Here is a 19,507-nt window from a genome sequence, read left to right on the forward strand (position 1 = left end):
CGGCGTTTCTCGCCACCGGACAGGCTGGGCCGACGCAGAAAGCCGACGTCTATGGTCTCGGCGCCGCGCTGCACATCTTCGTTACTGGCTGGGGCCCGTCGAGTACCCGGACGACGCCCCGTGCCCGGTTCAGAGGGAGGCGGTGGCGACTGGCAGACGTCGCGCGGTGAAGGCGCCTGGTGCGCCGGGCGAGTTGATCGACGCGCTGCTCACCCATTCCGCAGTCACGTCCGGGTGGAGCTGGGCCCCCGTGCGGTAGCGCTGTTCTAAGGCCGTAGATCGACGACGACGCCCTGCGATGGACGCTGTCCCGGCTGCGGGTCGAGCCGGTCACGCAGGCGATCGCACAGTCCGCCGCCGGCCTGCTGCGCGCCGCCGACCTGCACGGCCACAAGTAGGCGATTGGCGCCATGCTCCGTGCCACCGCCCTGCAGCATGCGGGTCGAGTGACGACTCCGACCTCCGACGTGGAAGACATCGGTCGGCTCACTGCCGATCATCCGCGCGTCGAGGCGGAGAAGTCTGAGAAGGGCCGAGAAGGGCTGAGAAGTCTGAGAAGGGCTGAGAAGGGCCGAGAAGGGATGATCTCCGGCGGCAGTGAAAGATCCCGGCCCGGGCCCCTCTCAGTGCACCTTGAACTGCGTCCCCGTCCCCTGCAACACATCCGGCCGCACCGCCACCCCCTCAACCGTCAGTGTCTCCCCGTAAATGTCGGTGAGCCGGATGTCACCCCCGCACCCCTTCCCCTGCTCGGAGAGGAAGTAGTTGTACTCCGTGCGCGGCAACCGGCGCCAAGTGGTGCCGTCGCGAACCTCCAGGCGGGCCAACGGATTGCGGTGGCCCACTGCCTGGATGCCGCACCAGTAGCGGCTGGAGCCTGTCTTGTAGCGGATCGAGATCGTGTCCGAGGTGGTCGGGCTCAGCAGGGTCCAGGTGATGGGGATCTGGCCGGCCGACGGAGTGGCCAGTTTGGCGAACGCCTCGGCGCTGAGGTCGAGTTGGCCGGGGGCGCAGGGGAGGGGGCATTCGTTGGTGATGCGGACCGTGATGGAGGCGCCCGATGCGGCCGTGACGCGTATGTACGCCCCGCATGCCTGGGAGGTCTCGTAGTCGGTGTGGTTCATCGCCGCGGTCAGGACGTCGTCGGTCGGGCCGAACAGGCAGGCGCCGTTGCCGTTTCCGGCGTCGTAGAAGGTGGCGACTCCGTCGTAGGTGACGTTGGGGCGAATGCGGCCTGCCAAGGGGGCCGCACCTGATGCCGGTTGGGGTGTCGTCTTCGCTGGTGAGCCTGCCTTGGTGGGGGTCGTTCGCGGCTGGGGTGTGCGCTTGGCAGGGGGTGTGGTGGGCGTGGAGGACGTGGGCGGCTTCGGCTTTCGCGTCGGGGGCGGGCTCGACGGCTTCCGTGGGGTCGCCGACCGTGTGTCGGCCGCGGGGGTGGGCGTGGCCTGAGCGGCGGTGGGCTCTCCTTCCGGGCGCAGGGCCATGAGCAGGGATGCCGCCAGTGCCACGGCCGCCATGGCCACAGCGGGGACGAGCGCTGCGCGCCACTTGCGGGAGTGCCGGTCGTGGGCGCGCCGGTTGCGGGAGTGCCGGCGGTGAGAAGGGGATGCCACGGGTGAGTCCTTACGTGGTTCGGCGGACGCGGAGCACGGACGGGTTCCGGTGGGGTCCCGGCAGGGGGCCTCACACGTATCGGTGGTCGCCGGAGCCGAAAAGGTTGCCGGGGTTCGGCCGGCGTACTTTCGGCGGGCGCCCTTCCGCGGTGAGGTCGGTTTCGAAAGCGGTCCCGACGGTCGTTCGGTCCATGAAGGCCGAACCGGTGCGTTTGCCTCAGGGATTGGCGGCAACCGGTTGTCCTAAGGCGCCCGAGTTTATCTCCCCATAGTTTCGAAAACTGGTCATTCCTCTTGACCCCGGCTTCCGTCCAGTCACAGGATCAGCCCGCTCGTATCCGTACCAACTTCCCGCCGACCAGCTGTTAACCGGCCACTGGTAAGCGGCACGGCAGCGGCACAGCAGTCACCCACCCGCCACCCAAGCCTGCTAACAACCGGTTGCCAACAATGCACCGAGGAGCCGACATGACCTCACCCCTCTCCCGCCGATCCACCCTCCAGGCCGCCAGCGTCCTCGCGGCCGCCGGTCTGGCGAGCAGCGTCGCCGGTACGGCGAGCGCCGCCACCGGCAGTGCGGCCACCGGCAGTGCGGCCACCGGTACCGCCTCTACGGACGAAGCCATCGGGGACATCGTTGTCATCCACCCCGCGCTTCCCTCCGTCCCGGTCAACAACGCCTTCACCGTCAAGGTCCGGACCCCGGGCGGCAGTTGGCAGAGAGTCGGCGTCCACCTGGCCAAGCTGCCCCTGATCGATCCCGTCACCGGCAGCAACAGGCCGCAGAACTCCTCCTTCGCCGCCTTCGACTTCTCCGGCAACGTCGAGGTCGAGGTCACCTACAACCCGGGCGGCGTGGGGAAGTTCCGGATCCGGCCGGACTCGTACGGCATCACCCCGGAGGTGCTCGGCAGCACCGCACGCTTCACCCTGGACCGGCCCCGCAACGTCGTCGTCCAGGTCGACGACAAGGTCTTCGACTGTCTGCACCTGCTCGCCAACCCGGTCGAGCAGAACCCGCCCGCCGAGGGCGACAAGAACGTCATGTACTTCGGGCCCGGGCTGCACACCCACCCCGACCGGACGCTGCGCGTGCCGAGCAACACCACCGTCTACCTCGCCCCGGGCGCCGTTCTCACCTCCCAGGTCGTCTTCGAGAACGTGGAGAACTCCCGGCTGATCGGGCGCGGCGTGCTCTACAACTCCGCCGTCGGCGCGGTCTTCGTGCGCAAGTGCCAGAACGTCACCTTCGACGGGATCACGATCCTCAACCCCCGCTACGAGAACATCCGGGTCGCCGAGTCCGAGAACCTGAGGATCAGGAATGTGCGCGCCTTCAGCCACCAGGGCTGGGGTGACGGCATCCAGCTCTACTGCTCCGAGAACGTCACGGTCGACGGCTGCTTCCTGCGCACCTCCGACGACTGCATCGCCCTCTACACCCACCGCTGGGACTTCTACGGCGACACCCGCAACATCACCGTCAAGAACTGCTCCCTGTGGGCCGACGTCGCCCACCCGATCAACATCGGCATCCACGGCAACGCCGACCCGGACGCGCCCGAGGTGCTGGAGAACCTCCACTTCGAGAACATCGACATCCTCGACCACCGCGAGCCGCAGGTCCTCTACCAGGGCGCCATCGCCTTCATGGTCGGCGACAACAACCTCGTGCGGGACGTGAAGTTCGACGACATCCGTGTCGAGGACTTCCGTTGGGGCCAGCTCGTCCACATGCGGCTTACCAACAACCCGAAGTGGAACCTGGCGGCCGGTCGCGGCATCGAGAACGTCTACATCAAGGACCTGACCTACAACGGCAAGAACGCCGACCTCTCGATCATCGCCGGCCTCGGCGAGGACCGTCTCATCAAGGACATCACCTTCGAGAACCTGCGCGTCAACGGCCGGGTGATCGCCGACAGCACGGGCAAGCCGAGGTGGTACCTGGCCTCCGACGGCGTGCCCATGTTCGTCAACGAGTACGTGCGGAACCTGCGCTTCCTGACCACCGAGGAGGCCGCGGCCCTGTAGCCACGGCCCGGTGGCCGGCGGAAATTCCCTGGCACATCGCGGGCGAGTGGCGTTACGCTCGCCCGCGATGACGACTCATTCTGTTGACAGATTGGGGGTCCCGTCCGCGCAAGGTGAGTGCTGATGGGCACTCAGACCGCGTACGGGGAATCCCGGCTCTCGCAACGTTCTTCGTTGCCTTTCTCGCCTTCCTCGCCTTCCTCGCCTTCTTTGTCTTCTCTGCCTTCCTTCTGGCCGGGTGTGCGCGCGTTCGCCGTGCCGGCCGCCATGATCGAGGCCGCTGGCGCCCGTCGGCTGGCGGGAGACTGGGCGGGGGCCTGTGCCGCCGCCGGTTTCGATGTCGATCTCGATCTGCGTTCCGTGAGGCGTGATTACGGCGGCGAAGTCGCCGGTCAGGTCCGCTCCGATCTACGGCATCTCGCTCCCGACCTGCTGCGCTGGCACATGCCGAGGATCGCTCCCGACGGCCTGCTGCGGCCGGGGCTGACTCTCACGCTGGCCACGTACGGCACCGGGGCGCGGGAGGGTCGGCAGCCGCTGCATCTCGTGGTGCGGACTCCGCCCGCGTGGGCCGACGCCGGTCAGCGGATCAGCCTCGCCCTGTGGGACCGGGCCCGGGACGGGAGCGGGGGCGGGGGTGGGGATGCCCACCCCTACCCCCATCCCCGGCCCAATCGGCGGTTCCGGCTCGATCTGCACCGGCATCTGTGGGATGCCACCCGGGCCGGTGAGCTGCGGTTGCGGGCCGGAGGGTTCGAGAGCTCCGTCGGTGATCAGGTCGCGCTCGGCCCGGGGCCGGCGGGGAGCCTGCCGTACGGACGCCGCTGTGCCGTTGACCGGTGGGCCGACGAGGCGCGGACGCTGTTGCACGCCGAGGGGCTGTCCGGTGGCGGTGCTGTGCTCGTGCGGTTGGGGGGACGGCATCGGCTGGTTCTGGAGGTGAGGGAAGGGGCGGAACGCAGTGACGGCTCGCCCGCGCTGCGGATCGCCGCGTCCTCCCGGGGCCGTGACTCCGCTCTGCCCGTCCTCCCCGACGCCGCCACCTGGGTGCTTCCCGACCTGGAGTTGCTCCGCACGGGGCTCATCGACGCCGGTCGGCTGCATCCGTTGGTCGCCTCCGCCCTCGTACCGGACCACTCGCCTGCGCCTGGGTCTTCGCCTGGGTCTTCGCCTGCACCGGGGCCGTCCCCGGTCTCGGACCCGGCTGTGCGGCCACGCCTTGTCGAGTGCCGGGGAGCACGGCATCGGATCGGGCTCGTCGACGGCGTACTGGCCCCGTTGGACCACGATCCGGAAGAGGTCCGGCGGGAGGAACTGCTGGCCGCGCTGACCGGAACGCCGCTGCCCTGCCTGCAGGCCATCGACGAGGCGCACCGCCGACCGGACTGTCTGCCCGACGTTCGCGCGCGCCTCGACCACGGCGACATCGCCGGGGCGCTGGCCGTCGTCGAGGGGCTGCTGGGGCCCGACGCGGTGCTGCGGGACGGTGCGTTGCGGGACGAACTGGAGGCGGCGGCTCGGCAGCGGATCACCTACGGGCTGTTCAGGGCCGGGTTGATCGGGCCGGGGCCGGTGCGGGTTCGGTACGACGAGCGGGCCGACCGGCCACCTGGGTACCGGGCGCATCCGCGTAACGCGATGCGGACCGAGCCGCGCCGTGCCGCCTACGACGCCCGGCGCGACAAGGCCTTCTTCTGACCTGCGCCGCACGGCACTTGCCGACCCGCGTCATACAACTTCCCACTGCCACAGGGACCTTGCCGTCCCCCTCAACCCCACAGGTGACCCATATGCCTACAAACACCCGGAACCACCACCCCGCGAACCACCACCCCGCCCCCTCCCAACTCGACATCGCCGCCGACCTGTTGGCCCTCCTCCACGACACCACCACCGAACCCCGCCCCGACACCCAACTGGAGGCCCTCACCCTGGCCGTCGCCGCCGATCTGCCCGTTCTTCTCTGGGGTGAGCCGGGGATCGGCAAGACCGCTGCCCTCACGCAGCTCGCCGCCGCCCTGGAACTCCCCCTGACCACGGTGATCGCCAGTGTCCATGAGCCGTCCGACTTCTCGGGGCTGCCCGTCGTCGGGGACGACCCGGCGGAGCAGGGCGTTCCGATGGCCCCGCCCGACTGGGCCGTACGGCTGGTCAAGGCCGGGCGGGGACTGCTCTTCCTGGACGAGCTGTCCACCGCGCCGCCGGCCGTGCAGGCCGCGCTGTTGCGGCTCGTGCTGGAGCGGAGGGTCGGGGCGTTGCGGCTGCCGCCCGGGGTGCGGATCGTGGCCGCTGCCAACCCGCGGTCCTCGGCGGCCGACGGCTGGGAGCTGAGCGCGCCGCTCGCCAACCGGTTCGTGCATCTGCAGTGGGCCCACGACCACGAGGTCGTCGTACGGGGACTCGGCGGGACCTGGCCACGGGCCACCCTGCCGCGGCTGGACCCGGAGAAGCTGGCCCAGGCCGTGGAGTTCGCCCGGCGTGCGGTCTGCGGGCTGCTCTCCGGGCGGCCGGGGCTCGTGCACCGGCTGCCCAGCGGTGAGACGCGGCGCGGTGGGCCGTGGCCCTCTCCCCGGAGTTGGGAGATGACGCAGCGGCTCGTCGCCTTCGCCACCGCCGCCGGGTCCTCGCGGGACGTGCTCTCGCTGCTGGTCAGGGGCACCGTGGGGGACGGGCCGGGGCTGGAGCTGCTGGCGAGTGTGGACCGGATGGACCTGCCGGATCCCGAGCTGCTGCTCGCCGATCCGGCCGGTGCCGTGCTGCCCGAGCGGGGGGATCTGCGGCAGGCCGTGCTCGACGGGGTGGTGGAGGCGGTACGGGCGCGTCCCGAGAAGGCGCGATGGGACGCGGCTTGGGCGCTGCTGGTACGGGCCCTGGAGGGCGGGGCTCCGGATCTGGTCGTCGTTCCGGCGTCCACGCTCGCCTCGCTGCGGCAGGAGGACTGGGACGTTCCGGCGTCGATCGAGCAGCTCGCAGGCGTGGTGGGACTGTCCCGGCGAGCGGATCAGGCGGCGGACCGTACGGCGGCCGTCGCCGCGAGGGCGGGGCGATGAGCGCCGGCACATCCGGGGTTCCGGAAGGAGCACCCCAGCCCCCGGAAACCGCACCCCGCCCCCTCGACCGCGACAAGCTCTTCGCCGCCCGCCTCCACGCCGCCCGGGTCCGTCCCTACCTGGCCACCGCCCTGTTCGCGCTGCACGTCGTGGAGTCTCGGCACGTGCCGACGATGGCCGTCGACCGGTACTGGCGGTGCTACGTCTCGCCCGCCTTCGTGGACCGTATGCCGGTGGAGGAGCTGGCCGGGGTGTGGGTGCACGAGGTGTCGCATCTGCTGCGGGACCATCACGGGCGCAGTGATCGCGTGGCGCGGGATCGCGGGCTGACCGGTCCGGGGGAGCGGCTGCGGATGAACATCGCCGCGGACTGCGAGATCAACGACGACGTGTACGGGGAGGGGCTTGCCCGGCCCGAGGGCGCCGTCGAGCCACGGACGCTGATGCTGCGGGACGGCGAGCTGATGGAGGACTACCTGCGACAGTTCCGGCTCGGGCCGCGCACACAGGATCTGGCCTGGCTGGACTGCGGCAGCGGCGCCGACGGGCTGGAGCGGGAGTGGGATCTGGGTGCGGACGGCGCGCACGGGCTCAGCGCGCAGGAACGGGACGCCGTCCGGTTCCGGGTGGCGCAGGGCATCGCCGGGCGGCCGGGCAGCGCGTCGGCCGGTTGGCGGCGGTGGGCGGAGGAGGTCTTCCATCCGCCGCAGCCCTGGCGGGAGTTGCTGGGGGCCGCGGTCCGCTCGGCGGCCTCGGGGCCGGGTGCCGGTGAGGACTACACGTACGGCCGCCCCTCGCGCCGCTCCGCCTCTGTACCGGGCGCCGTCCTGCCGAGCCTGCGGCGCAGGCCGCCCCGCGTCAGTGTCGTCGTCGACACCTCCGGCTCGGTCAGCGACGCCGAACTGGGCAGCGCTTTGCTGGAGGTCGCCGCGATCTCCCGTGCGGTGGGCGGGCGGCGGGATCTGGTCAGTGTCGTGCCGTGCGACGCGGCGGCCGGGGGTGTGCACCGGCTGTGCCGTGCCGAGGGGATACCGCTGGTGGGAGGCGGGGGTACGGATCTGCGCGCGGGCTTCGCCAGGGCGCTGCGGGCGCGGCCGAGACCAGATGTCGTCGTCGCCCTGACGGACGGCCAGACACCGTGGCCGAGCACACAACCGCCGTGCCGGACGGTCGTGGGGCTGTTCCCACGGCAGTGGGAGACCGGGTCGTGGGACGAGAACGATCCCGAGTACGTGCCGGACTCGCCGCCGGCGTGGGCCCGTGTGGTCGAGATCGGGACGGGCGGCGGTACGGGGCGGTGAGATCGGGGCGGCCGACCGCGCCGTTCACCGACAACGGCTCACCAGCCGGGGCTGCCGTCTCCTCTTCCGTCCTCATGTCTCCTCCTCCGTCCTCATGTCTCCTCCTGCGCGCCCCCACCCGTAGTCCCGCCGACTGACATCCCCACCGCCCCGTACTGCGTTCTCAGTACGGCGGATTGTCGGCACCCGCACGACGACGCGGCAGCCCCGCTCCCGACAGCCTGGGATCACGTTCGAGTCCCAGATGCGGAGACCCCTGTCGTGGCTACTTTCCTTTATCGCGTGGGCCGTCTGGCCTTTCGGCGGCGTTGGTACGTCGCCCTGGTCTGGGCGGCCGTGCTGGCCGCCGTCGGTCTGGGTGCCCTGAAGGCTCCGGGAGCCTCCGACGAGGAGTTCTCCATGCCGGGCATCGAGTCGCAGAGGGCGTTCGACCTGATGGAGGAGCGCTTCCCGGGGGCGACGGCCGACGGCGCCACCGCGCGGGTCGTGTTCGTCGCGCCGGGCGGTGAGAAGGTGACCGCCGTCGAGAACAAGAAGGCCGTCGAGGAGGCCGTGGCCGAGCTGGGCGACGGCCCGCAGGTGGCGTCCGTCGTGGATCCGTTCCGGGCGAAGGCGGTCAGCGAGGACGGTAGGACCGCGTACGCGACCGTCACCTACAAGGTCGCCGCCAACGACCTCACCGACGCCAGCAAGTCCCAGCTGGCGAAGGCCCTCGGCGACGCCCGGGACTCCGGGCTGACCGTCGAGGCGGGCGGCACCGCGATGGACGACGGTGCGGGTGCGGGCGGGACGGCCGAGGTGATCGGCGTCGCGATCGCCGCTGTGGTGCTCCTGGTCACCTTCGGCTCCCTCGCCGCCGCCGGGTTGCCGCTGCTGACCGCGGTGATCGGCGTCGGCGTCAGCATGGCGACCATCCTGGCGCTGTCCGACGCCCTCGGTCTGTCCACCACCACCGGCACCCTCGCCATGATGCTGGGCCTCGCGGTCGGTATCGACTACGCCCTGTTCGTCGTCTCGCGCTATCGCGAGGAGCGCGGCAAGGGCCGTACGCCGCAGGAGGCGGCCGGGATGGCCGTCGGTACGGCCGGATCGGCCGTCGTCTTCGCCGGGCTCACCGTCGTCATCGCGCTCGCCGGGCTCTCGGTCGTCGGCATTCCGATGCTCACGAAGATGGGGCTGGCGGCGGCGGGCGCGGTCGTGGTCGCCGTGCTCATCGCGCTGACTCTGGTGCCTGCCTTCCTCGGCTTCTGGCCGAACGCCGTGCTGTCGCGGAAGGCCCGCAAGAGCGGTCGTATCGAGGAAACCGGTGACACCAACGGCGGCACCCGCTGGGCGCGGTTCGTGCTGCGCCGGCCCCTGCCCGTGCTGCTCCTCGGCGTCGTCGGGCTCGGGGCGCTCGCCGTGCCGATGACCGAGCTGCAGCTGGGCATGCCCGGCGACGAGGCCAAGTCGACCTCCACCACCGAGCGGCGGGCCTACGACGCGCTCGCCGAGGCGTTCGGGCCCGGGTTCAACGGGCCGCTGACCGTCGTCGTGGACGTCAAGGGGGACGCGGATCCGAAGGGTGCCGTCACGGCCGTCTCCGAGAGGATCGGGGAGACGAAGGGGATCGTGTCCGTGTCTCCCGCCCGGTTCAACGACGCGGGTGACACCGCCGTCTTCTCCGTGGTGCCGTCCACCGCGCCGACCGACGAGAAGACCAAGGAGCTGGTGACCGCCATCCGGGACGAGCGTCCGGGGGTGGAAGCCGAGACCGGGGCGACCTTCGAGGTCACCGGCACCACCGCGCTGAACATCGACATCTCCGACAAGGTGCAGGCCGCGCTGGTTCCTTATCTGATCGTGGTGGTGGGGCTGGCGGTCGTGCTGCTGCTGGTCGTCTTCCGGTCGCTGCTCGTGCCGCTCAAGGCCGCCCTCGGGTTCCTGCTGTCGGTGCTGGCCTCTCTCGGCGCGGTCGTCGTGGTCTTCCAGCAGGGGCACGGCGCGGAGCTGCTGGGCGTGGAGCAGACCGGGCCGATCATGAGCCTGATGCCGATCTTCCTGGTGGGCATCGTCTTCGGGCTCGCCATGGACTACGAGGTCTTCCTCGTCTCGCGGATGCGGGAGGCGTACGTCCACGGGGAGTCGCCCCGCCAGGCGGTCACGTCCGGTTTCCGGCACAGCGCCCGGGTCGTCGTCGCGGCCGCGCTGATCATGATCGCGGTGTTCGCCGGGTTCATCGGTGAGAGCGACTCCATGATCAAGATGATCGGGTTCGGGCTCGCGGCGGCCGTACTCCTGGACGCCTTCGTCGTACGGATGGCGATCGTGCCCGCCGTGCTCGCCCTGCTCGGCGGCAAGGCCTGGTGGCTGCCGAAGTGGCTGGACCGGATCCTGCCCCGGGTCGACGTGGAGGGCGAGGCGCTCAGCCGGCGGGCGGAGGCGGCGCCGGAGACGGACGCGGCCGATACGGCGGCGGGGCTGGAAGTGGCACGTACCTGATCCGACCGCCCGCCCCCCACAGGGACCGCCCGTGACGAAGGACACGGGCGGTCCCGTCCGCCGTTCGCAGCCGGAGGCGTCCACCATGGAACCGGCCCACCCCCCGGAGAGCACGATGAACACCAGCCCGGAGCGGCGCTACGCGGACCGCCTCGAGGAGTTCTCGCACCGCCGCCCCTTCGCCGTCGACCTGGTATTGGCCGCGGCGCTGATGGGCTGCGCGACCCTCGGCAGCGAACTCACCCTGCCCGGCGCCACCCCGCCGGACCAGGACAAGACGGCCGCCGTCCTCATGGGCGTGGCCTGCCTCGCCCTGCTGAAGCACCGCAGCCACCCGCGCGCCGTCCTCGTCGTGAACGCGGCCTGCACCGTGGTCGTGATCGCGCTGGGCTACCTGCTCACACCGCTGCTGCTGGCACCCGTCATGGCGGCCCTCTACTGGCTGGCCACCCAGAGCGAGCGCGGGACCACCCGTGTGTACGGCCTCGCCACCATGCTGGCGGTGACCGTCGCGGCGGCGATCTCCGACTCCATGGAACATGTGTCGGTGCTGCTCAGGACGATCGGCCCGTTCTTCTGGCTGCTGCTGCCGCTGGCCGCCGGCAACATGACCCGGCTGCGGCGCGCCTATCTGACGGCCGTGCAGGCCCGCGCCGAGCACGCCGAGCGTACCCGGGAGGAGGAGGCGCGGCTGCGGGTCACCGAGGAGCGGATGCGGATCGCCCGTGAGCTGCACGACGTCGTCGCCCACCACCTCGCGCTTGCCAACGCCCAGGCCGGCACGGCCGCCCATCTGGCGCTGACCAGCCCGGAGCAGACCAAGACGATCCTCACCGACCTGACCGGCACCACGTCCTCCGCGCTGCGCGAGCTGAAGGCCACGCTGGGGCTGCTGCGGCACAGCGGCGACCCGGACTCCGCGCCGCTGGAGCCGTCGCCGGGGCTCGCCCGGCTGCCGGAGCTGGTCTCGGCGTGCGCGTCCGCCGGACTCGAGGTCACGGTCACCACCGAAGGGGAGCCGCAGCCCCTGTCGCCGGGGATCGACCTGACCGCGTTCCGGATCGTCCAGGAGGCGCTCACCAACGTCGCCAAGCACGCCGCGACCCAGGTCGCGCACGTACGGATCGAGTACGCCGGAACGCGTCTGATGATCACGGTCAGCAACGACGGTGCCGCGGTCCACGGGGATGCCGGGACCGGGCACAGCAGGGGCTTCGGGGTCATGGGCATGCGCGAGCGCGCCCGTTCCGTCGGCGGGGAGCTGTGTGCCGGTCACCGCCCCGAGGGCGGCTTCGAGGTCAGCACCGCACTGCCGCTCCAGCCGTACGGCGCGGGGGAGGCGGCGGCGCCGTGAGAAGCGGGCCTCAGAGACCGAACTCCTGCGGGGACAGGCCCAGCGCCGAGCACGCCTCGCGCAGGACCTGCTCCTCGGCCGGGGCGACGTAGCCGTCCGCGCCCGCGACGACGAAGCCGGTCTGGACGACAGCCCTGGCCTCCGTCGGCTTCTTGGCCGCCTTGGCGATCTCCTGGAGGGCCTCCGCCTTGCCCTGCTGGAAGTTGTACGACAGCTGGTCGACGTGTTTGTTGAAGCGCTGGCGCAGCTGTTCGGACGGGAAGTTCTGCAGGACGTCGTTGTTCAGGATCAGCGACTCCACGTGCTGCCGCTCGGCCGGGTCGACATGCCCGTCGGCGGCGGCGACCAGGGCGCACATGGCCATGCTGGCGTCACGGTAGGCACCGCTCTTCAGCTCCGTCTTGAGGGAGGTGAGCTGGGACTTGAGCGCGCTCACCAGCTGCGCCTTCGAGCCCCCGGAGGATCCCGAACCCGGCCGGCCGAACCCGCCGGCGCCATGCCCGCCCGCACCGTGTCCGCCCGCGCCGCGCATGCCCTGTGCCTGCTGCTGCAGACCCTTGGCCTGGTCCTTGATCCGATCCCACATCGCCATCCGTGCCACCTCGGCTTCAGCCCACGTCGTTCCGGTCACCGGCGCGTGTTCCGCGCGTCCCTCTGACAACTCCCCCCTACCCCGTGAAGTTCCCACCAAGTGCCCGGCCGAGCCCGGGTGGCCGAGCCCGGGTGGCCGAGCCCGGGTGGCCGAGCCGGGTGGCCGAGCCAGGGCGGCCGAGCTGCCGGGCCGTGTGCGGGGCCCGGGCGCACAGGGGTACCGTAAAAGCGCCTGAATGGCGCAACTCCGAAGAAACCCGGAGTGTGATGCCATGCCCCACCCTCGTACCGGCGCACCCGGCGGCACCGGAGATCTGCTCCAGACGCTCGGCGACCTGACCGGCCGGATACTGGACCGGATCAAGTTCCAGCAGGCCCGCGTCGAGCTCGCCGTCGCGCTGCAGCGCCAGGTCCTCGCGGCCGAGCTGCCGGTCCTGCCGGGTCTGCGGGCGGCGGGACGGTACGCGCCCGCGCGAGCCGGGCTGGACATCGGGGGCGACTGGTACGACGGGTTCCGGATGCCGGACGGCTCGGTCGGGTTCGCGATCGGGGACGTGCAGGGGCACGACGTCGAGGCCGCGGCCATGATGGGGCAGGTGCGCACCTGTCTGCGGGCCGTCGCGACCGCCACCACGGACCCGGCGGAGGTGCTCCGACGGACCAACGACCTGCTCGTCGACATGGACTCCGGCCTCTTCGTGACCTGCTCGTTCCTGCGCTTCGACCCGGTCACCAACGAACTCGCCGACGCCCGCGCCGGGCATGTCCCGGCCGTCTGGGCCACGGACGGCGGCCGCTGCGACATCGTGCTGAACGAGGGCGGTCTGCCGCTGGGCGTCCAGGCCGGCGAGAGCTATCCGTCGACCCGCCGGGCGCTGACCGACGTCGGCGTGTTCGTGCTGGTCACCGACGGGTTGGTGGAGGGGCCCAGCTACCCGATCGAGGAAGGGCTGGAGCGGGTGGCCGCGCTGGCGGGCGCGGCCTGCCGCAGTGACCCGGACGAGCTGGCCGCGCAGATCATCAAGGTGGCGGACGCCACCGGCCACAGCGACGATGCCGCGGTCCTCGTTCTCCGTCACGGCGAGCTTCCCGGGCAGGGGCGACATCAGCGGCGGCCGCAGAAGCAGCGGCGGCGGCAGGGCGAGGGGTGAGCGGGATGCGCGGTGCACTCGGCAAGCGCGGTGTACGCGGCATGCGCGGTGTACGCGGCAAGCATGGTGTAGGCGGCATGCGCGGTCTCACGGGCGTCCTTGAGGCCCGTCCCGCCCGGCACCGCCGCCCGGGCAGGCGGAGATGACCGACGCGCGGGCGGAGACGACCGACGCGGCACGCGGTGCGCGGCGCCGGCGGTACGCCGCCGAGGGGCTCCGGATCGCCGCCGTGGTGGTCGCCTACTACCTCAGCGCGAAGATCGGGCTGCGGCAGGAACTGGTGCGGGGCCAGGTCACGCCGTTCTGGCCGCCCACCGGCATCGCCCTCGTCGTCCTGCTGCTGTGGGGCCTGCGCATGTGGCCTGCCGTCGCGCTCGGCGCGTTCGCGGTGAACGTGACGCTCGGCCCGTCGATCCTCCCCGTGCTCGCCATCACCGCCGGCAACACGCTGGCGCCGGTGTGCGCCTGCCTGCTCCTGCGGCGGGTGGGCTTCCGTACCGCTCTCGACCGGCTCCAGGACGCCCTGGCACTGGTCTTCCTCGGCGCCCTGGGCGGCATGGTGCTCAGCGCGACGGTCGGCACCGGAGTGCTGGTGGCCTCCGAGGCGCTGGCCGGCGACGACTTCTGGCCCACCTGGTCGGTGTGGTGGACGGGCGACGCGATGGGCGTCCTGGTCGTGGCGCCGCTCCTGCTGGCCGCGCGCGAGGCCCGGTGGCCGCGGGGGGTGTCCGCGTGGCGCTGGGCCGAGGCGGTGGCCCTGCTCGGCGGCACGGCGGCGGTCTCCCTCGTGGCCACGCACAGCTCGCTCAACCTGCTCTTCCTCGTCGTGCCCTGCCTGATCTGGGCCGCCTTCCGTTTCCAGCTGGCCGGCGCCGCCCCCTGCGTGCTCATCGCCTCGATGATCGCCATCGACGCGGGGGCGAGGGGGTCGGGTCCCTTCTCCGGGCAGGATCTCCTCGCCCAGATGGTCATCCTGCAGGCCTTCAACGGCACCGTGTCCCTGACCGCCCTGCTGCTCTCGGCGATCATCACCGAGCGCAACCGCACCCTGAGGGAGATCGAGCGGGTCTGCGAGCGCCTGACCGAAGCCCTGTCCCGGCTCGCGCCGGAGGAGACCCTGCACCGGTGGACGCCGCCCCGGCCGGGGGAGCGTGAGCGCTGAACGACCACGGCCGGGTTGCGGGCGGCGCCGTGCTGGAGGGCTTGGTCGTCGTTCCCCCGCTGGATCACGCTCGGGGGCCCTACTGGCCCACCCGTCCGTCCACGCACTCGCGCAACAGGTCGGCGTGCCCGCAGTGACGGGCGTACTCCTCGATCCGGTGCACCAACAACTCCCGCACCGCGAAGCCGTCCTTGCCGAGCCGCTCGCCGAGGTCCGGGTGTTCGGCCAGCGCGGCGTCGGTCGCCGTCTGCTCGCGCTCCAGGTCGGCGTACGCGGCGTCGACCACGCTCTGATCGGCGACGGCTCCGTCGAAGTCGCCGTCGGGCCCGCCGTACAGCTGTGGCAGCGGGTCACCTTCGGTGATCCAGTTGCGCCAGTCCCGTTCCACCTCGGCGAGGTGCCGGATCAGGCCGAGCAGCGACATCGTCGACGGCGGGACCGAGCGGCGGGCCAGCTGCTCCGGGTCCAGGCCCTCGCACTTCATCCGCAGCGTCATGCGGTAGTTGGTCAGGAAGTCCTGCAGCGTGGCGAGTTCGCCGTCCGGGCTGACCCCGTCGCTGTTGCGTGGGTCGTCGTCCGGGTCGGCCCACATGTCGGGGTAGACGGTCGCCTGGCTCCATCGTGCGGGTCGGTCGGTCATGCGCTCCATGCTCGTCCGCGAACGCCCGTGCCCGCCAGTGAGTTTGCGCATCGCGACGGAGGCGGCCGCCGACCGGATCGACTCCGCCGTGCCCGCCGCTACGGCTCGGTCCCGCGCGTCCCCGCTCGGGATCAGTGAGCCGCGACGGGCGGGCCGGGGAAGGGGCGGGTGAAGTCGATCTCCTTCGCCGTGACGATCCGGGCGCCCATGTTGCGCCGCATCATCTCCAGTGCGGCGGACGCCAGCTGGGGGTGGATCGAGGCGACCGCGTCCTCGGGCACGGTGACCTCCAGGTGGCGGATGTGCGCGTCCAGGGCGGAGTAGAGGATGCACTGCTCGGTGACCTGGCCGGTCAGCACCACGTGTCCGACGTCCAGTCGCCACAGGAGGTAGGACAGGGGCGTCTCGTAGAAGACGGAATGGCGGGCCTTCACCACGAAGAGCGACTCGTCGTCGGGACGTATCGGCTCGATGAGGTCGGCGTGCGTGCGGGCCAGCGCGGTTTCCACGAGTTCTCCGTGGTGGGAGCGCCACAGTCCGAAGTTGTCGTTCGCGTAGATCACCGGAACCTCCGCCTCGCGGGCCCGGCCGATCAGCTCCGCCAGGACCGGTACGACGCGTCGGGCGGACGGCAGGAGCAGGTCGGCGTCCTCGTGGTCGTAGGTGTTGATCATGTCGATCACGACCAGAGCCGGCCCCCTCGGTCCGTTCCGCCGGTCCATGGTCCGCGCCGTCCGTCCAGGGTTCTCAGGCACGCAGTTGCGGCAGGATCTTCGTGCGGTAGAAGTCGAAGAAGCCCTGCTGGTCCTTGCCGATCTGGCTGACGTACACCGTGTCGAACCCCGCCTCGACGAACGCGGACAGGGCCTCGATGTGCTCGTCCGGATCGTCGCCGCACGGCACCGCGGACGCCACCTGGTCCTCCGTGACCAGCTCGGAGGCCTGCTCGAAGTGGGCGGGAGTGGGCAGGATCTGGGCCAGTTCGCCGGGCAGTTGCTCGTTCGCCCACAGGCGGTGCGCGGTGCGCCGGGCCTCCTGCCGGTCCGCGCCCCAGCACACCTTGGTCCCTCCGTACACCGGCTTGGTGGTGCCGCCGGCGCGGCGGAAGCGCTCGACCAGGGTGGTGTCGGGCATCGTCGTGATCAGCCCGTCGCCGATGCGGGCCGCGACCTCGGCGGCCTGCGGGCCGAAGGCGGAGACATCGATGTGCACCGGCTCGTCCGGCAGGGTGTAGAGGCGGGCGTTCTCCACGGTGTAGTGCTTGCCGTGGTGGCTGATCTGCTCCCCGGTGAACAGCTTCCGCATGACCTGGAGCGCCTCCTCCAGCATTTCCAGGCGTACGGGCGCCTCGGGCCAGTGGGTGCCCAGGATGTGCTCGTTCAGGGCCTCGCCGGTGCCGACGCCCAGCCGGAACCGGCCGCCCAGCGTGGCGGCGGCGGTGGCGGCCGCCTGGGCGATCACCGCGGGGTGGGTGCGCAGGATGGGGCAGGTCACGGCCGTCTCCACGGGCAGCGAGACGGCCTGGGACAGGGCGCCGATCACCGTCCACACGAACGGACTCTGGCCCTGGTTGTCGTTCCACGGGTGGTAGTGGTCCGAGATCCAGAGTGAGTCGAAGCCTGCCTGCTCGGCCATGCGGGCCTGATCGACGAGTTCCGCCGGGCCGTGTTCCTCGGACGACAGGAAGTATCCGAAGTCGGGCATCGCGTGCTCCCAGGTGAGGCGCGTCGTGAGGGTTCCGGGGACGCGCCGCCGAGTACCCATGGGTCCGGTCGGCCTAACCAAGGGGCGGGGCGCGGCGCCGGGGCGGTGCGGGGTGCGGTGCCGGTGGGGAGCCTGGCCTCCGTGGAAGGTGGTCGCGTCCCGCTCAGCTCTCCGCCACGACCCGTACGGTGGCCAGGCGCCGGTCTGCCGCGTCCGGCAGGAACATTCCGGCCTCGACCCCGGTGAGCAGGTACTTCAGCACCGGCTCGGTCAGCCGTTCGCCGGGCAGGATCACGGGGATGCCGGGCGGGTAGGGGGTGATCATCTCGGCGGCGATCCGGCCGGCCGCCTCGGCCGCGGGGACCTTCGTGTGCCGCGCGAAGTAGGCGTCCCGGGGGAGGACGACCTGGTCCGTCCGCAGGTCGGCCGGGGAGGGAACGGCGACTTCGGGGGCGTCGCGCAGCTCGGCGGCGTGGGCGGACAGCTCGCGCAGGGCCGTGAGCAGACGCGCCGTGGTCCGCTCGTCGTCGGCGTGGGTGAGCTGGGCGCTGATGCGCCGGTGGTCGAACAGGTGGACGTCGATGTGGTGGTGGGTCCGCAGCCAGTCGCCCGCCCGGTAGCCGCTGGTGCCCAGGCCCCCGATGTCCAGGACGACCGGCAGCGGGTCGAGGCCGGCGGCGCGGCCCGGGCCGCAGAAGTCCTCGACGTCGTTGACGTGGAAGCCGTCGATCGCCTCGATGGCCGTGCGGGTGCGGGCCGCCAACTCCAGTGCGCGGCCGATGAGTTCCGTCCCCCGCTCGACCATCTGCCGGCGCCAGGCGTCGATGCCCGCGTAGATCAGGACGTTGGGGCTGGTCGTGCCCAGGAGGTCGGCTCGCGAGGCGAGTTCGGCGGGGTCGACGAGGTCGCCCTGGAGATGGAACACCGAGCCCTGCTCCAGGCCGCTGCCCATCTTGTGGATGCTGGTGACGCACAGGTCGGCGCCGGCGTCCATGGCCCACGTCGGAAGGTCCTCGTGGAAGGGCAGATGCGCTCCCCACGCCTCGTCCACGACGAGCGGCTTGCCGCGCCGGTGACAGACCTCGGCGAGGCCCGCGAGGTCGGCCGTGGTCCCGTACGGCGTGGGGCTGGTGACGAGGGCCCCGTCGGCGTCCGGATGCTCGGCGAACGCCCTGTCGTAGGCCTCCGTGGAGGGAGGATGCGCGAGGTGCCGGGAGGCGTCCCAGCTCGGCTCCACCCACACCGGGTCGACACCGGACAGGATGAGCCCGGCGACGACCGACTTGTGCGCGTCGCGTCCGACGAGGAGCCGGTGGCCGGGGCGGGTCACCGCCAGCATGGCGGCCTTCACGGACAGGGAACTGCCGCACGTCGAGAAGAAGGTGTGGTCCGCGTGCACGGCGTCGGCCATGAGTGCCTCGGCCCTGGTCAGGACCCGGCTCCTCGCGAGCCGGTCGTCCAGGCCGCCGTTGGCCAGTACGTCGCCGAGGAAGACGGCGTCGCCCAGAACCGCGCGGGCGCGCGGGTCCGCCCCGCGTGCCTGTTTGTGACCCGGCGGCGTGAACCCCAGCTCCGCCGCGCTCTGATACCGGGCGAGCGCCTCCAGGACCGGCGCCTCGGCGTGGTTAGCACCCATGCGGGGCCGGGTTCCCCGCAGCGGGGCCGGTATGCGGGGCGGTCTCCCAGGCAGGGTGGTCTCCGGGGCGGGGAAGCGACTTGGGGCAGGGCTTGAGGGCGCCGCCCGGCGGGAAGTTCGCCGCGCTGACGGTCGGTCGGCAAGGAGCGGGCGGGCAGGGCGAGTCGAGATCCGCGAGCAAGTCCTCGTTCCACGAGCGGAGTTCGGCGTACGAACGTGGTGGGCGGGCGGCGTTCACGCGGAGGCCAGAAGCCGGTCGGACGGCGGCCGCGACCGCCTCCGGCGGACCACCGCGCGAAGGCCTCCGTCCTGCTCGGCACGGAGACGGCGCGGTGCCGGGAAACCTCGCGCAGCACCTCCCGGCCGGTGCGTGCCCGGGCGTTGCGGGATGGTCGGTGTGTGTGCCGGGCTCGGGCGTCAGTTGGCGGCGCTCGACCTCGCAGCGCCCCGCGAACGCCGCGGGTGGGCGTCCCGCGCCCCGGCGTCCCGAGTCCCGGAACCCCTGCTCGCAGCACCTCCCGGTCGGTGCGTGCCCGGGCGTTGCGGGTTGTCCGCCGTGCGAGCCGGGCTCGGGCGGCACTTGGCGGCGCTCGACCCCGCAGCCGCCCCGCCAGTGCCGCGGCTGGGCGTCCCGCGCCCCGGCGTCCCGCATCCCGGCGTCCCCGCGTCCTGCGCCCGGCACCCCTGCGTCCCCGCGTCCTGCGCCCGGCGCCCCGGCGTCCCCGCGTCCTGCGTCCCGGCACCCCTGCGTCCCGAGTCCCGGAACCCCTGCTCGCAGCACCTCCCGGCC

Annotated in this window: 15 protein-coding genes and 1 pseudogene; 10 read left to right on the plus strand and 6 right to left on the minus strand. The window is 71.9% G+C overall.

Features of this window, described 5'->3' with window-relative positions; all coding sequences use genetic code 11:
* Nucleotides 1-278: 278 nt before the first annotated feature.
* Nucleotides 279-521, plus strand: a pseudogene (locus ACIBAG_RS12005) (DNA-binding protein); the annotation flags it as partial.
* Nucleotides 522-623: 102 nt separating this feature from the next.
* Here the strand turns inward: ACIBAG_RS12005 and ACIBAG_RS12010 are convergent.
* Nucleotides 624-1,241 carry an expansin EXLX1 family cellulose-binding protein gene (locus ACIBAG_RS12010; protein ID WP_399103842.1) on the minus strand — a complete coding sequence of 206 codons (618 nt, stop codon included), beginning with the start codon at nucleotides 1,239-1,241 and terminating at the stop codon, nucleotides 624-626.
* A gap of 85 nt (nucleotides 1,242-1,326) precedes the next feature.
* Here ACIBAG_RS12010 and ACIBAG_RS12015 point away from each other — a divergent pair, with 85 nt between their 5' ends.
* The 7 genes from ACIBAG_RS12015 to ACIBAG_RS12045 all read left to right on the plus strand — a co-directional run bounded on the left by ACIBAG_RS12015 (nucleotide 1,327) and on the right by ACIBAG_RS12045 (nucleotide 11,833).
* Nucleotides 1,327-1,449: a hypothetical protein gene (locus tag ACIBAG_RS12015; protein ID WP_399103844.1), complete on the plus strand. Its 123-nt coding sequence runs from the start codon at nucleotides 1,327-1,329 to the stop codon at nucleotides 1,447-1,449.
* Nucleotides 1,450-2,081: 632 nt separating this feature from the next.
* Nucleotides 2,082-3,647 carry a right-handed parallel beta-helix repeat-containing protein gene (locus ACIBAG_RS12020; protein WP_399103846.1) on the plus strand — a complete coding sequence of 522 codons (1,566 nt, stop codon included), beginning with the start codon at nucleotides 2,082-2,084 and terminating at the stop codon, nucleotides 3,645-3,647.
* A gap of 267 nt (nucleotides 3,648-3,914) precedes the next feature.
* Nucleotides 3,915-5,345, plus strand: coding sequence for a hypothetical protein (locus ACIBAG_RS12025; protein ID WP_399104501.1), 1,431 nt, complete (start codon nucleotides 3,915-3,917; stop codon nucleotides 5,343-5,345).
* A gap of 92 nt (nucleotides 5,346-5,437) precedes the next feature.
* Nucleotides 5,438-6,697, plus strand: a complete 1,260-nt coding sequence (locus tag ACIBAG_RS12030) for an AAA family ATPase (protein WP_399103848.1) — start codon at nucleotides 5,438-5,440, stop codon at nucleotides 6,695-6,697.
* Complete coding sequence (locus ACIBAG_RS12035) at nucleotides 6,694-7,998, plus strand: VWA-like domain-containing protein (protein WP_399103850.1); 1,305 nt, start codon at nucleotides 6,694-6,696, stop codon at nucleotides 7,996-7,998. Before ACIBAG_RS12030 ends, ACIBAG_RS12035 begins: the two co-directional genes overlap by 4 nt.
* A 261-nt stretch (nucleotides 7,999-8,259) precedes the next feature.
* The gene (locus tag ACIBAG_RS12040) at nucleotides 8,260-10,479 is read left to right on the plus strand and encodes an MMPL family transporter (RefSeq protein WP_399103852.1); all 2,220 of its coding nucleotides are present in this window, start codon (nucleotides 8,260-8,262) and stop codon (nucleotides 10,477-10,479) included.
* Between the two features lie 115 nt (nucleotides 10,480-10,594).
* Nucleotides 10,595-11,833, plus strand: a complete 1,239-nt coding sequence (locus ACIBAG_RS12045) for a sensor histidine kinase (RefSeq protein WP_399104503.1) — start codon at nucleotides 10,595-10,597, stop codon at nucleotides 11,831-11,833.
* Between the two features lie 10 nt (nucleotides 11,834-11,843).
* On the opposite strand, the gene ACIBAG_RS12050 is transcribed toward ACIBAG_RS12045, so the two are convergent.
* Entirely contained in the window at nucleotides 11,844-12,425 is a 582-nt protein-coding gene (locus tag ACIBAG_RS12050; RefSeq protein WP_399103854.1) for a tellurite resistance TerB family protein, read from the minus strand.
* 271 nt (nucleotides 12,426-12,696) lie between these two features.
* Between ACIBAG_RS12050 and ACIBAG_RS12055 the strand changes: the two genes are divergently transcribed.
* Both ACIBAG_RS12055 and ACIBAG_RS12060 read left to right on the plus strand, forming a co-directional pair.
* Nucleotides 12,697-13,575 carry a PP2C family protein-serine/threonine phosphatase gene (locus ACIBAG_RS12055; protein ID WP_399103856.1) on the plus strand — a complete coding sequence of 293 codons (879 nt, stop codon included), beginning with the start codon at nucleotides 12,697-12,699 and terminating at the stop codon, nucleotides 13,573-13,575.
* A 142-nt stretch (nucleotides 13,576-13,717) separates the two neighbouring features.
* Entirely contained in the window at nucleotides 13,718-14,737 is a 1,020-nt protein-coding gene (locus ACIBAG_RS12060; protein WP_399103858.1) for an MASE1 domain-containing protein, read from the plus strand.
* Between the two features lie 79 nt (nucleotides 14,738-14,816).
* Here ACIBAG_RS12060 and ACIBAG_RS12065 read toward each other — a convergent pair whose 3' ends face one another.
* From ACIBAG_RS12065 to ACIBAG_RS12080, 4 genes are all read right to left on the minus strand, one after another.
* Nucleotides 14,817-15,386, minus strand: a complete 570-nt coding sequence (locus ACIBAG_RS12065) for a DinB family protein (protein ID WP_399103860.1) — start codon at nucleotides 15,384-15,386, stop codon at nucleotides 14,817-14,819.
* A gap of 122 nt (nucleotides 15,387-15,508) precedes the next feature.
* On the minus strand, nucleotides 15,509-16,099 hold the full coding sequence (locus tag ACIBAG_RS12070) for a cysteine hydrolase family protein (protein WP_399103862.1): 591 nt from the start codon (nucleotides 16,097-16,099) through the stop codon (nucleotides 15,509-15,511).
* 25 nt (nucleotides 16,100-16,124) lie between these two features.
* Nucleotides 16,125-17,081 carry a TIGR03557 family F420-dependent LLM class oxidoreductase gene (locus ACIBAG_RS12075; RefSeq protein ID WP_399103864.1) on the minus strand — a complete coding sequence of 319 codons (957 nt, stop codon included), beginning with the start codon at nucleotides 17,079-17,081 and terminating at the stop codon, nucleotides 16,125-16,127.
* Between the two features lie 163 nt (nucleotides 17,082-17,244).
* Entirely contained in the window at nucleotides 17,245-18,717 is a 1,473-nt protein-coding gene (locus tag ACIBAG_RS12080; RefSeq protein ID WP_399103866.1) for an aminotransferase class I/II-fold pyridoxal phosphate-dependent enzyme, read from the minus strand.
* Between the last annotated feature and the right edge of the window lie 790 nt (nucleotides 18,718-19,507).

The organism is Streptomyces sp. NPDC051243 (assembly GCF_044455405.1).
Classification (GTDB): Bacteria; Actinomycetota; Actinomycetes; order Streptomycetales; family Streptomycetaceae; genus Streptomyces.